Here is a 13,145-nt window from a genome sequence, read left to right as displayed (position 1 = left end):
CTGTTCTCTATTTGAAAAGATTAGTCTGTAACAATTAACTTTTCAACTTTTAGCCGTTCTTTTATACGGCGTCAATTGTAGCCGGGTTACGTTTAACCAAAAAATAATTTATTTTTTATCTGTTATCCGGATTATTCTCACGGTCTATATCCACCGTTCTGGTATTAGTTGTGGTATCGCGTTCAACTACAGTTTCAGTTACTTCATATTCGGTAGCGACAGAATCTTTATGTACAACAGTACCATCACTTTCTGTAGCCCCGGTTCCACTGTTATCACAGGCCACTAAGCCCATCATACCAAACATTAAACCGAAACCTGCATATAATATCTTTTTCATGGTCTTATTTTTTTAAATCTGATTATGATACAATATCTGCTTTTAAGTAAGGCAGAATTGATTTTCATAAATTTGTACGTTGTCTGTGTTCTAAAAGGTTGTGAATCAGTTTGTTTTAATTTTTATATTCTTGATAATGTTATATTTTAAACATGCTGGTGTATGTTCAGCCTGTAATTAGGCTGCCATTAAGTGCTGCTCAACTACCTCTCCGTTTGGTGCTTCGGGTAGGTATAGCCGTCAGTGGATCCTCAGGCCAATGGTGCTTGGGATAGCGTCCACGGAGGTCTTTTCGCACCTCAAAGTAGCCTGCGTTCCAGAAGCTGCGCAGGTCCCGGGTTACCTGCACCGGTCTTGATGCAGGAGAGAGCAAGTGCATGAGCAGCGGGACCTTGCCAGCGGCAATGCGTGGGGTGTCGAGCAGGCCAAATACCTCCTGCAGGCGGACTGCCAGCACCGGTGTAGTGGGATCTGTATAGTCAAGTGCTATACGGGAACCGCTGGGTACCGGGAGATGCGTAGGTGCCAGTTGATCGAGCTCCTGCTGCTGCTCCCAGCTAAGCATAGCTAGCAGGATTCCATTAAAGTCCAGCCGGTTGACCTGCTCCATGCTGCGCAAGCCGGCCAGGTGCGGTAGCAGCCAATCTTCCATCGTCGCTTCCAGGGCAGTGTCTGATACATCAGGCCATTTGTCAGGTGCCAGCTGCTGCAGAAAAGTGATGCGCTGGCGGGTGCGAAGCGCTTCCTCTGACCAGGGCAACCGTGCTACGCCTTTATCCTGCAGTGCCTGTAGCAGTGCCTGGGCAATCTGCTCCGGGTCAGGTTGCGTGAGTTGTTTTTCTTCCAGCACCAAAGCGCCGAGCTTTACAATCCGTCGTGCTACTACACGGTTAGTCGCATTGTCCCAGCGCACTTCTTCGGTTTGCATAAGCTGCGTTTCAAAATGCTGAAGGACTTCTTCTTTGCTGAGCGGTGCTGCCAACAGGATGCGCGGATGCTGCCCGGCATCGAGGTGGGCGATGCCATAGTAATCTGCTTCAGAGAATAACTCAGTGGGAAGCGAAGCGCGCTGGCCTGTGATAAGCCGTACCTTGCCAGTGCTTTCACGTTGTGCCAGCCTGTCTGGATAGGCCAGTGCTGTGAGTATGCCTGAGGCGTGGGCTTCGATCGTTCCTTTGGAAGCACGGAGACGCTGTCTCAAATGCTGCGCCTGTTCCTGCACGCGCCTGATGGCATTTTCATCACGCTGGTAGCCAGGCATAGGCGGGCGCTTACCGGTTAGTAGTTCGAGCCGCAAGGGCAGATCAGGCTGGGGTGTGCTATGGGGATGTTGTGACCGGATGATGTCACGCTCCGCGAGCAAGGCAGCCAGGGTGCAGGCCGTTTCGGTCAGACCCATTTCATGTCCCCTGATCACCAGGTGTCCCAGACGGGGTGTCAGACCCATGGAAGCAATGGCCTTGCCATGTGCTGTGGCATGACCTGCTGCATCCAGTGCTTCCAGGCGCAGGAGTAAGTCACGTGCCAGGGACAGGGCTGCTGCAGGCGGCGCGTCCAGCCACTGCAGCGCAGCAGCATCCTTTATACCCCACAGGGCTAATTCCAGTGCCAGACCCGCCAGGTCAGCTTCGCATATTTCCGGATCCTGCCGTTCGGGCAGTTGCAGCTGATCAGCCGTAGACCAGAGCCGGTAGCAGACTCCCGGTCCCAATCGTCCGGCACGGCCGCGGCGCTGGTCAGCAGCTGCTTTTGATACCGGCGTGGTAACCAGCGTGGTCAGACCGGTTCGGGGCATAAAACGTGGCACACGGGCATATCCGCCGTCCACCACGATCTTCACACCCTCGATGGTCAAACTGGTTTCGGCAATGCTGGTAGCGAGTACTATTTTTCGATTGCCGGAAGGGGAGGGCTGGATGGCTGCCATCTGCCGGCTTAGCGCCAGGTCGCCGTGCAAAAGGTGCAGCTCTGTATCTGCTGGTATTCTGTTTTCGAGCTGCTCGGCCACCCGACGCATTTCGCCCATACCTGGCAGGAACACCAGGATATCGCCGGAAGGCTCTTCCCGTAACGCTTTCATGATCGCCCTTGGAACCAGCTGTTGCAAACGCTCCGCGGGACGGGTGCCGGCAGTGGCCACTTCGGCAGGCGTGAGGTAGTGCGTTTCGATAGGGTAGAGGCGGCCATCACTCCGAATAACCGGCGCCTGCAGCCACTTGCCTATACCTGTCGCATCGAGGGTGGCGCTCATGATCACGATGCGCAGATCGGGTCGGAGGACTGCCTGTGCATCCAGCGCCAGGGCCAGACCCAGGTCGGCCTGCAGGCTGCGTTCATGAAATTCATCAAACAGGATAGCGGCTACACCTTCCAGGGCGGGATCTTCCTGCAGCATGCGCGTCAGGATGCCTTCTGTCACTACTTCTACACGCGTACGTGCTGACACAACATGCTCCATGCGTACCCAGTAGCCTACCGTCTGGCCCAGCGGCTCCTGCATCAGGTCGGCCATGCGTTGCGCTGCCGCACGGGTAGCCAGGCGCCGTGGTTCCAGTACCAGTATTTTGCCTCCCTGTAGCCAGTCAGCCTGCAGTAAGGCAAGCGGCACCAGGGTCGTTTTGCCTGCTCCCGGGGGAGCTTCCAATACAGCTCGGTTAGTTTGAGAGAGCGCTTGTAGCAGGCTGGGGAGCGCTTCTTTTACAGGCAGCTCCGGCAATTCAGGTATGGAAAGGGCGTACGACATGTCGCCGCAATTTCAGAAAAATAAGCCAGAAATAATCAGGTGGTGCTTTCTGTGGAGGTTTCGAATAGCTTGAGGGCTTCTTCATTGCCCACCTGTGCAGCCATCTGTTGTGCTGTCAGGCCACGTGCATCACGAAGTTCGCGGTTCGCACCCTGATCAAGCATGAACTTGACCATGTTGTTGCGGCCGTACATGGTGGCAAACATCAGGGCAGTGCCGCCGCTACCGTTCTGCACATCAAGGTCGGCGCCATACTCCAGCAGCAGCTCAGCTATACCTTCGTAGCCATTGAAGCACTGCCCCATCAGGGCAGTATTTCCAGCCTGGTCCTGGGCGTTTACATCTGCTCCCGCTTCCAGGAGCATACGGGCTGCTTCCGGTTGGTTGTTATAGGTGGCTATGATCAACGGTGTGAATCCGCGAGGGCCCGGTTCGTTCACGTCAACCCCTTCATCAATGAGTTGTTTCAGGAGGGTGAGGTCGCCGCGGCGTGCAGCATCAAACAGCACATCAACAGGTCTTGTAGAGTGGAAGGTCATAGGTATAAGGGTTTGGTTCTGGCCTTACCTACGATAAAAATTTTTTTTAGTCACTCACCAGGTCAAAAAAACGCACTTTCAGGCTACCCGGTACCAGCTTCAAGCCCTTCGGTATACCCTGGTGCGACTCCTTCATGTGCTCTTTGTACCATTCCTTGTAGCTGATCTCGTCGGTCCAGGTGGTCATCACCCAGAACTCATTTTCGTTCTCCTGTGGTGTAAACACCTTCATGCCCAGAAAACCCTTCTCGTGATCCACCATGTGCGGTCGGTTCACGAATGCTTCCTTCACATCGGCTGCCATATCGTTGGCGACCTCAAACTGGCTCATGGCTATATACATAATCTGTTTTTAATTTTTAGGGCGTATTCTTCTGTTACTGCGGAAATGTCAGTGTGAACGTTGTCCCTTTGTCTGTTTCACTTTTCACCTGCACCTGTCCGCCAAAATTATCCATGATCCGCTTTACAATGTAAAGGCCCATGCCAGTGCCGTCTACGTGGGAGTGGAATCGCTTGAAGAGCGTAAACATTTTGTTCTGGCTGTCCTTGCTGATACCAAGTCCGTTGTCCTCGATGCTCAACACAAGCTTTTTGCCTTTGCGGCTGCTTTTGATCCTGACATGCGGCCTGCGCTCAGGAGAGCTATACTTGAGTGCGTTGCTAAGTAGGTTGTATAGGATGCTGTGCAGGTTCTTTTTGGAGAAACTGATATCGGGTGCCTCAGAGAAGTCAGTTTCAATGATAGCCTGCTTTCGCTCTGCCTCTTCTCTCAGCCCGTCAAAGATCGTATTATACACGGTTTCAATCTCCAGGGCTTCTGACTCACCGTCCACATCCCGCTGCACTTTGGCGATATCGGTCAGGTCGCGGATCACATTCTTGAAGCGCCTGATGGAGTCTTTGATCATGGCAAACAGAGGGTCTGTGGGCTCGCCGGGGAGTGGCTCCGCTTCCTTTATCTGCTCTTCCAGGACGAGCATCAGGCCCTCTATATTCGCAATCGGTGACTTCAGGTCATGAGAGGCCGTGTACACAAAGGTGTCCAGATCGTCGATCACACGCATCAGGTGGTCGTTCGTGTGCTGCAACTTCTCCTGTGCCTGTTTCAGGTCCGAAAGGTCAATGAATGAGCCGATCATCCGGTAAGGCATGTTGTACTCGTTGTACAGAATGTAGGCCCTGTTCGAAACGTAGGTATAATTTCCTTCCTTGTGCTGGATACGGTACTCCGCATTCCACTGCCTCTTGCCATTGTTGATGGCATCGTTGACACTGCGCTCCACTTCCAGGCGGTCGTCAGGATGCAGTTTGGAGAACCAACCTTCCATGCCGTCAGACATTTCCTGTTCGTCGAAGCCCAGCATTTTATACAAACCGTCACTCCACCAGATCTCGTTAGAGGCCAGGTTCCAGTCCCATACCACGTCGTTGGTGGCCATGGATACCAGGCGGAAGCGCTCTTCGCTGTTGGCCAGCTCATGGGTGCGTTCCTCTACCAGGCGCTCGAGTTTGTTGTTGAGCACTGTCAGGTTTTCTTCTGCTCTTTTAAGCTCTTCGTATGCTGCCAGCGTCTGCTCTTCACTGTTCTTTTTGTCTGTGATATCAGCCATGGTCAGTGCAATGCCATTCCCCATTTTCACGGCGGCTATCTCGAACCAGGCTTTTTGCTCGTTCAGGCTCAGCAGCTGCTCTATGTGCAGCGGCTTGGCCGTTTCCACCACATGGCAGAGTTTTCTGAACAGGCCGGTATCGCGCAGGCCGGATATGGTGGCTGTCACACTTGTGTGCAGCAGGTCTGCGCTCGATTCGCCCAGCATTTCTTCTGCTTTTTTGTTGAGCAGGGTCCAGGTGAAGTCTGTGATCTGGTTCTTGTTGTCGCGGATGGTCTCCATGGCCATGATGCTGTTGATCGAGCTGTCGAGCACCCCCTGCACCACACTGCTCAGGGTCTTGAGGGTAGTCACATCCACAAAGCTGACCACAACGCCGTCTTTGTTCCCATCACGCTTCAGGTAGGGGAGTATTCGCATCAGGAAATAACGGCCATTCTCCGTCTCCACTTCCTGTTCAATCTCCCGTGAGGTATTGTTCACATCCCGGATATCGTCGAAGAGTCGGGCATACTTCAGGTTGTGTGACAGGTGATAAACCGGCCTTCCAATGTCGCCCCCGATGATGTTGACGATCTGTTCCACCGATGGGGTATACTTGCGGATTTCCAGGTTATGGTCCACGAAGATCTGCCCCACATTGGAGCTTCGGAAATAATTGTCCAGGTCCTCATTCAGTTCCTGCAGCTCTTTAATCTTCAGCTGATGTTCTGAATTGACGGTGTGCAACTCTTCGTTGAGTGACTGCATTTCCTCGTTGGAGCTCTGCAGCTCCTCATTGCTCGACATCAGCTCCTCGTTGCTCGACTGCAGCTCCTCATTGGTGGTACTCAGATCCTGCACGGTCATCTGCAAGCTTTCGCGGGTTTCGCGCAGTTCCGTTTCCAGGGTAGTGAGTTGCTGGTAGTAGTCTGCGTCCGATATATGCGGAGAATCCGTTAACTTAGGTTGCGGACTTACTTCGCCCATTTCCTGCAACAGCACGAGTATGAGTGGCGGCTGGCCTTTCTCGAGCGTCACGGGGCGCACGGAAGTATGGATCAGACGCTCTTTCTTGCCGAACTTCACAGCCACCTGCCGGCCTACCACACTCTTTTTAGTTTTGATCGCTTTGCGTATGCTGACGCTGAGCACAACTGCCAGCTCTTCCGGCACCATCTTGATCAGGTTGAAATGCAGGCGCTTATCCGGAAACTTAAGAAAGCGGTTGATGTCACCAATGCCGTGCAGCAGCTGGTAGTTTGCGTCAACATAAAGGGCGGTAACTTTAAAGTCTTCTGCCAGGGCATCCATAAATGCCTCATTATAGCGGTTAAGCTGTGTCGTCTTAAACTGGCTGGCCTGGCTTTGCTGCATGCTGGAAGTATGGTATTCGGTGACGCCGTAGCTGCGCTGCAGGCTGCTGCGGTCTTTTACTTTTCGGAAAATTTTCCATTTGCGGTCTTCTTCCTCAAAGTACTCCTGCATGTCTCCGATGTGCTCGCTCGGCCCCAATAGCAGGTAGCCGCCCATGTTGAGGGCGTATGGAAACAGGGAAAGTACTTTATGCTGCAGGCTGGGGTTGAGGTAGATGAGCATGTTGCGGCAGGTGATCAGGTCGATCTTGCTGAAGGGAGGGTCCTTCTGCAGGTCGTGCTGTGCAAAGATCACCATCTTGCGGATCTCATCACTTACAGTGTATTTATTGCCCTTCAACTGAAAGAAACGCTGCAGACGCTCTTCTGACACGTGCTTCTGGATGGCGCTGGCAGGGTATGTGCCTTTGGACGCTTTTTGCAGGGCCTGCTGGTCTATATCGGTGGCAAAGAGCTTTACATCGGGTTGGCGGCCCAGTTTATGAAAGGCCTCGTGAAAGAGGATGGCCAGCGAATAGGCCTCTTCGCCTGTGCTGCAGGCCGCAATCCATACTTTGGTGAGTTCGCCTTCCTCTTTCGACGCCAGTATTTTCGGGATCACCTTTTCCTCCAGGAGCTGAAAGGCATCCGGATCGCGGAAAAAGCTGGTGACATTGATGAAAAAATCCTGGCAAAGGACTTTGATTTCGGCCGGGTTGGCGTGCAGGTAATTGAGGTACTCCTGCAGTGTTTTAAGCTTCAGGGTCTGTATCCGCTTTTGAATGCGCCGGTTTAGCGTGGGTTTCTTATAGTGGCTGAAGTTGACCTGCGTATGGGTGCATACCAGGTCCAGTATTTCGTTGAGTATTTCTTCCTCTCTGCCCGGATCATCCTGCTGCTTTCCGCTCTGGATAATATTCCGGACCAGGGGGGTGCGGCGGGTATATTCCATGATCTCGTGCGGAATCTGATCGGGTGGTAATACGAAGTCCACACTTCCTGTATCAATGGCGCTGCGGGGCATGCCATCGAACTTGGCGCTCTCGGGATCCTGCACTACCACCAGACCGCCGGCCTGCTTGATGGCCCGAACCCCCTTGCTGCCGTCCGTCCCGGTACCGGACAGCACAACGCCAATCGCGTACGGACCCCGGTCGATGGCCAGTGATTCAAAAAATGCATCCACGGCAAAGTTGGGCTCCCGGTTGCGGGGCTTTTCAGTCAGGCGCAGGCGCCCGTTCTGCAGACTCAGCTGCTTGCCACTGGGCAGTACGTAAACGCAGTTCGGGCGTGTAAACGCATGATCTTCCGCTTCCTGCACCTGCATGCTGGTATGCTTGGACAGCAGCTCCGCCATCAGACTTTTATGGTCTGGCGACAGGTGCTGTATGATGACGAATGAGAAGCTGGAATTGCCAGGGAAATGGTCGAAGACCTTGTGAATAGCCTCAAGTCCTCCCGCTGATGCACCGATTCCTACCAGGTAATGATCGGCAGGCTTTGGGCTTATTTTCTGCTCCTGCTTATTGTTTGCTTGCTGCAACATGCTGTCTTAGCCGAAATAATGGTAATAGATTCTCTTAGTACTTCTCTCGGATGATCTTGCTAAGTACAGCACTACGCAGTGCCTCTGCAGCCTCCAGTTCTTCCTGTTGCCAGGGGAGGGAAGTGAGCTGCACCGTCTGCTGGTAAAGCGCAAACGAGTTACGGGGGTGGTAGCTTTTGCCGTCCGGTTCCATCCGGATGGCCTGATCAGGATTACCGCTCCAGTTGACAGTTTGCAGTACCTCTCCCCGAAAGCAGAGAATATACTCGCCCTGGTTAGGATTAATGGCCAAAGCCAGCAATCCGCTTGCCGTGTCCTTATAATCTTTGCTATTGGGATAGACCTGGGGGAGCGAATTGGTTACGTATGTTTTATCGGAGCTGTTGCGTCGCAACCAGGAAGCCAGCTCTTTTATTTTCTGCACAGGAGGGGTTTGCCCCATGGTGTGTACATTGCCTTCATACAGTATAGCTGCGCCATCAAGTGATAACAGCTCCAGCAGGTTTGGCTGACCCTGTAGCAGGGCATCTGTAAAAAAGTCACTCTTAAAGAGCTGCTCCAGCATACCGGCATACTGTCCGCGCATGTGTGACTGTACGGACGCGCGCTGCTCTTTCTCATAGGCACCCAGGCGTACTGCCGCTATGGTCGACAACAGCTCCATGGCCGTGCGCTCCTGGTAGCTTGGGTATTTCGGGGTTTTGTGATGGCAGGAGATCAGGCCCCACAGTTTGCCCTCCATAATAAGCGGTACTGACATGGAGGCCGAAATGCCCATATTGCCCATATACTCCAGGTGCACGCCCGCCACACTGCGCAGGTTGCAGCTTGTCAGATCCGTAAAGCGTCTGGTAATATGGTTAAGGATAGGATGGAGGCGAACAGGTGTATAGGCGCGGGCAGGTATAAGCCGGTAGGGGTTACGGAAGTAGAGGTCACGTGCCTGCTTGGGCACATCGGAAGCCGGAAACCGGAGCCCCAGCAAATCACTCATGTCTTCTGTTTTGGCCTGCCCGATCACGGTGCCATTCCACATGTGGTCGAAGCGGTAGACCAGTACCCGGTCAAAGCCCGTAAAGTGCTTAAACTCGTCTGCCACAGCCTGCGCGATCGCTTCGGTCGTATCAGCCTGCTTGATACGCGATGTGATGTATTTGATTTGCTGGAAAAAGGCCAGAAAAGATTTGTCTTCTTCACTTTGCGCCGGCTCCATCTCCAGCAGAATCTGTTCTGCTTCCGGATGGGCGGTGACGGTGAAAACTTTGCTTTGTCCTGCTGTATTGAAAGTGAGGGACGAAGGTATGTCGACCTGCTCATGTTGAGAGGCCTGCTCACGTGTCAGTTTCAGTTGCAGGTCTTCGAGCTCTTTTTCCTGTACAAAGTCTGCCAGCGGCTTTTCAAGGATCGCATCGGGTGCAATTCCAAGCAGTTCTGTGCAGTTTTCGCTTACTTGCCTGATCCGGAGGGTCTTGTCCAGAACAAGCAGCAGTCCGTGTGGTTGTATCAGGTTGATCTGGTGAAGCGGAATGCTGCCGCAGAAGTCAGAATCATAATTTTTTTCACTGCCGGGTTGCAGCACAGGTGCTTTATTTTCCATAGTATGCGAGGACTCTGCCAGGGGTAAAAAAGGGATACAGTACAATAAAAAAAGGTGAGCTGTATGTTTTTGGCAAAGTATATCAGGCTGTAATTTAAGTGTTTTTACCCTAAAAGCATGAAATGAAATACTTTATTGGTGTGCAACAGGTGACCTTTCAGATTGTTTTGATGAGAATCGGTGCTCGTAAATCATCCTAACCGTTTCAGTATAAATACTGGTGCGGCCATAAAGGCTATTTTTTCTTTTCCAGAAGCAGGCGCACTGCTTTGTCCGGGCTTTTGACGCTGAAGGTCTGGGTAGCATAGCCTGCACTACTCACGAGCAAGGTATAGCTGCCGGCATCCAGCGGAAGCCTGAAAAACCCTTGTTCGTCGCTGCTGGTCTGCCAGGGGCTGCCCTGCACCTGCACGGTTGCCTGCCCTATACCCTGGCCTCCTGTATCCAGTACCTGCCCTTGGAGACTGTACTCCGCCTGCGCTCTGCTACTCTCCAGGTGGCTGCTGGCAGGAGGTGCCGGAATGTCCAGCACAAGCGCAGCGTCTATTGTGCGGGCCAGCAATTCCTCCGGACTAGGCGGCAGGATTTCGGCTGCCTGCATGGCTGCTTTCTCCTGAGCGGCTGTGCGGGTGTAATGGTAGAATAGGATAAGGCCAAGTGAACAGAACATCATCAGCAGACCCAGGGCTACACGCCAGTCCGCGAGGCCGTGCAGGGCACGCGGGCGGTGCTTGCGTCGCAAGCGGGTGCGGACCCGCTGCCAGATGCGGTAGCGGGACTGGCGGGTACGGTCCCGGTCTGAAAGCGACATGCCTGTCAGTATGTCTTCGCACATCTCACAATCGAGCAGGTGCTTCTCCAGTTCATAGTTGGTAGCCGGCGGCAGCGTGCCTTCCTGGTATTGCCGCAGCAGCTCAGTGGAGGGGTGTTCCTCCAGTCCCCTTTCGCTTGTTTGTATTTTATCGTTGCGCATGGTTTTTCTCAATGTAAATTCTAAGGTTACGGCGGCCGTTCTGTATGTAACTTTTTACCTGCTTGAGGTCACAGCCCGTGATTTCCTCTATCTCGCGATAGCTCTTCTGTTGCAGGTAAAACAACTCGATGCAGGTGCGCTGCTCAGCAGGCAAGTGTACCAGCCCGTGTTCGAGCGCCTGCCAGTCCAGCTCTGCCTGTGTGGCTTCGTCTTGAGGCAGGGTGTGTTGCTCGCGTGGCAGGGCCTGGCTTACTCTATCTTTCAGTCGGCCTGTTCGCAGCAGTTGAAGGCAGTGGTTTTTGGTGAGCGAGTGCAGCCACGATTTGAAGTTACTTACCTCATGCCGTTTCAGTGCCACAATCAGTTGCTCGAACACCTGCATCGTGGCGTCTTTGCTTTCTTCTTCATCCTCCAGGTAACGCAGGCAGATCAGGTATACCATCTCGGTGTGCCGCTCAAAAAGTTTCCCGATCACGTCCAGGTCACCGGAACGGCGATACTGCCGCACCAGCTCCAGGTCATCAGTGGAACGCGATATTGAGAAGAACTTTAAAAACATAAGCGATGCTGTGTTAAAGTATATTCAATAAAATAAATATAGTTGAATGTACCATGCTTCCATTGAAATGAATTTATAAAATCCCTGCTGCCCAATGGAGCAGCAGGGATTTTGCTTATCGGGAGGCCAGCAATGCCTTGTCTTCTTCCTGAAGCTCTACCAAGGCATATTTGCGGGTGTCGGTTATTTTGAGCTCGTCCAGCACATCCACCATATTTTTAAAGCGGGAGCTTTCCGTTGCTTTCACCAGCACCACCATGTTGGGGTTACTTTTTACCTGCTCGGCCAGCAGCACCTGCCGGATTCCGGTAGCTGAAAAGTCTGTCTGCTTTACCTCTGGCTCATCACCCGGGAAGCCAAAGAAATAGTATACCTTGTCTGCTTCATCGAGCACAATGTTCAGTGCGTTTTTGCCAGGTATAGGTGTGTTGGGGCCAGTTGCGACAGGCATGTTGATCTCCATGGTCTGGAGCCTGGCAAATGAGGTCGTGAGCATAAAGAATGTCAGCAGCAGAAAGGCCAGGTCCACCATGGGAGTCATATCCAGGTGAAAGCCATTGTTGCGTGCACGTTTTCTGTTGCCTTTTGCCGGGTTTTGTTTTTCCTGTACCTGTGCCATGATCTTGTCCTTTCCGTTTGTGGTTGTGGATGCGGGCAGGCCTTCTGCCGCATTTGTATAGTAGATGAACCGAGGCCCCGGATTCCACACGGAGACTCAATTTATTTCACAAAAAAATTCACAGCAGCTGCCTTCTGACGTAAGCAGTGGTAAACATAAATCAGCGCTATGATCGATCGACAGGTATACCGCATGTCGCGGGCTGGCTCCATCCGCAACCTCGAGCTACGCCATGAGTCGCTTGAGTCGCCTGCCCACGATGAGGTATGCGTGCAGGTGCGTGCTATTGGACTCAATTTTGCCGATGTCTTTGCCATGCAGGGCCTTTACAGTGCCACCCCCAGCGGTTCGTTTATACCTGGGCTGGAGTTTGCGGGCGAAATTGTAGCTGTGGGCGAGGAGGCGGGCGACTGGCAGATCGGGGACAGGGTCATGGGCGCCACAAAATTTGGTGGCTACGTCTCGCACATCAACAGCCACCACCGCTATGTGCTGCCCTTGCCCGAAAGCTGGAGTTTTGAGGAGGGAGCCGGTTTTCTGGTACAGGGACTTACGGCCTATTATGCCCTTACCGAACTTGGCAACCTGAAGCCGGGTATGAACGTGCTGATTCATAGTGCAGCGGGCGGGGTAGGTATACTGGCTAACCGCATCTGTCAGAAAATTGGCGCCTATACCATTGGTACGGTGGGGCAGCCAGGCAAAGTGGAGTTTTTGCGCAAGCACGAGCACTACGGGGATGTGATCCTGCGCGACAGGGAATTCTATGACAAGCTGATGCACAGTCTCAATGGTCGCCCCCTGCACCTGATCATGGAATGCATCGGCGGACATATACTGGAGTTAGGCTGGAAGGCGCTGGCACCGATGGGGCGCATGGTGGTGTATGGCAACGCCTCGTTCAGCAGTCATGGCAGCAAGCCTAACTATCCGCGCCTGATCTGGAAGTACCTGCGCCGTCCTAAAATAGATCCCCTCAAGCTGCCAACCGAAAATAAATCCCTTATGGGTTTTAACCTGATCTACCTCTACGAGCAGACGGATATGATGCATGAATTACTGCAGGGGCTGCAGCAACTCCGGCTTGCGCCCCAGCACGTGGGTCATGTGTATGCCTTCGACGAAATGCACGAGGCCATCCGGCTGTTTCAGCAGGGCAGGTCAGTAGGCAAAGTAGTCGTGGCGGTGTGAGGGTGAAAATACCCACTTTTGGGTATTGGGTGACTGGAAATTAATGTGTTACCTTTGAAGCATACCTGTCAGAAAGAGTGAATCTTTAACC

The 13,145-nt window shown here is 53.0% G+C and carries 10 protein-coding genes; 1 reads left to right on the top strand and 9 read right to left on the bottom strand.

All coding sequences use genetic code 11. The features are described 5' to 3' along the window. Positions 1-115 precede the first annotated feature (115 nt). The 9 genes from Q1A54_RS07900 to Q1A54_RS07860 all read right to left on the bottom strand — a co-directional run bounded on the left by Q1A54_RS07900 (position 116) and on the right by Q1A54_RS07860 (position 11,953). Positions 116-340: a hypothetical protein gene (locus Q1A54_RS07900; RefSeq protein ID WP_299986513.1), complete on the bottom strand. Its 225-nt coding sequence runs from the start codon at positions 338-340 to the stop codon at positions 116-118. A 199-nt stretch (positions 341-539) separates the two neighbouring features. Continuing rightward, entirely contained in the window at positions 540-3,083 is a 2,544-nt protein-coding gene (hrpB, locus tag Q1A54_RS07895) for an ATP-dependent helicase HrpB (protein ID WP_299986512.1), read from the bottom strand. Between the two features lie 35 nt (positions 3,084-3,118). Continuing rightward, positions 3,119-3,622 carry an ankyrin repeat domain-containing protein gene (locus tag Q1A54_RS07890; protein ID WP_196117866.1) on the bottom strand — a complete coding sequence of 168 codons (504 nt, stop codon included), beginning with the start codon at positions 3,620-3,622 and terminating at the stop codon, positions 3,119-3,121. A gap of 46 nt (positions 3,623-3,668) precedes the next feature. Then, positions 3,669-3,953: an antibiotic biosynthesis monooxygenase family protein gene (locus tag Q1A54_RS07885; RefSeq protein ID WP_230392138.1), complete on the bottom strand. Its 285-nt coding sequence runs from the start codon at positions 3,951-3,953 to the stop codon at positions 3,669-3,671. 46 nt (positions 3,954-3,999) lie between these two features. Continuing rightward, positions 4,000-8,115, bottom strand: coding sequence for a chemotaxis protein CheB (locus tag Q1A54_RS07880; RefSeq protein WP_299986506.1), 4,116 nt, complete (start codon positions 8,113-8,115; stop codon positions 4,000-4,002). A 34-nt stretch (positions 8,116-8,149) separates the two neighbouring features. Then, the gene (locus tag Q1A54_RS07875) at positions 8,150-9,712 is read right to left on the bottom strand and encodes a GAF domain-containing protein (RefSeq protein WP_299986505.1); all 1,563 of its coding nucleotides are present in this window, start codon (positions 9,710-9,712) and stop codon (positions 8,150-8,152) included. Between the two features lie 235 nt (positions 9,713-9,947). Continuing rightward, the gene (locus tag Q1A54_RS07870) at positions 9,948-10,685 is read right to left on the bottom strand and encodes a carboxypeptidase-like regulatory domain-containing protein (RefSeq protein WP_299986503.1); all 738 of its coding nucleotides are present in this window, start codon (positions 10,683-10,685) and stop codon (positions 9,948-9,950) included. After that, positions 10,672-11,244: a sigma-70 family RNA polymerase sigma factor gene (locus Q1A54_RS07865; protein ID WP_299986501.1), complete on the bottom strand. Its 573-nt coding sequence runs from the start codon at positions 11,242-11,244 to the stop codon at positions 10,672-10,674. Before Q1A54_RS07865 ends, Q1A54_RS07870 begins: the two co-directional genes overlap by 14 nt. Positions 11,245-11,359: 115 nt before the next feature. Then, on the bottom strand, positions 11,360-11,953 hold the full coding sequence (locus Q1A54_RS07860; protein WP_299986499.1) for a biopolymer transporter ExbD: 594 nt from the start codon (positions 11,951-11,953) through the stop codon (positions 11,360-11,362). 78 nt (positions 11,954-12,031) lie between these two features. On the opposite strand from Q1A54_RS07860, the gene Q1A54_RS07855 reads away from it, so the two are divergent. Beyond that, positions 12,032-13,054 carry a zinc-binding dehydrogenase gene (locus Q1A54_RS07855; RefSeq protein ID WP_299986497.1) on the top strand — a complete coding sequence of 341 codons (1,023 nt, stop codon included), beginning with the start codon at positions 12,032-12,034 and terminating at the stop codon, positions 13,052-13,054. Positions 13,055-13,145: the final 91 nt, after the last annotated feature.

Source organism: uncultured Pontibacter sp., assembly GCF_947502515.1.
Lineage (GTDB): Bacteria > Bacteroidota > Bacteroidia > Cytophagales > Hymenobacteraceae > Pontibacter.
Note: the sequence above shows the minus strand (reverse complement) of the source record. Positions and strands in the feature narration are given on the sequence as shown.

Excerpts from the sequence above, each read along its gene's own strand:
- Q1A54_RS07855 (WP_299986497.1), top strand. The coding sequence starts at position 12,032 with ATGATCGATCGACAGGTATACCGCATGTCGCGGGCTGGCTCCATCCGC.
- hrpB (WP_299986512.1), bottom strand. The coding sequence starts at position 3,083 with ATGTCGTACGCCCTTTCCATACCTGAATTGCCGGAGCTGCCTGTAAAA.
- Q1A54_RS07865 (WP_299986501.1), bottom strand. The coding sequence starts at position 11,244 with ATGTTTTTAAAGTTCTTCTCAATATCGCGTTCCACTGATGACCTGGAG.
- Q1A54_RS07900 (WP_299986513.1), bottom strand. The coding sequence starts at position 340 with ATGAAAAAGATATTATATGCAGGTTTCGGTTTAATGTTTGGTATGATG.
- Q1A54_RS07890 (WP_196117866.1), bottom strand. The coding sequence starts at position 3,622 with ATGACCTTCCACTCTACAAGACCTGTTGATGTGCTGTTTGATGCTGCA.
- Q1A54_RS07870 (WP_299986503.1), bottom strand. The coding sequence starts at position 10,685 with ATGCGCAACGATAAAATACAAACAAGCGAAAGGGGACTGGAGGAACAC.
- Q1A54_RS07880 (WP_299986506.1), bottom strand. The coding sequence starts at position 8,115 with ATGTTGCAGCAAGCAAACAATAAGCAGGAGCAGAAAATAAGCCCAAAG.
- Q1A54_RS07885 (WP_230392138.1), bottom strand. The coding sequence starts at position 3,953 with ATGAGCCAGTTTGAGGTCGCCAACGATATGGCAGCCGATGTGAAGGAA.
- Q1A54_RS07875 (WP_299986505.1), bottom strand. The coding sequence starts at position 9,712 with ATGGAAAATAAAGCACCTGTGCTGCAACCCGGCAGTGAAAAAAATTAT.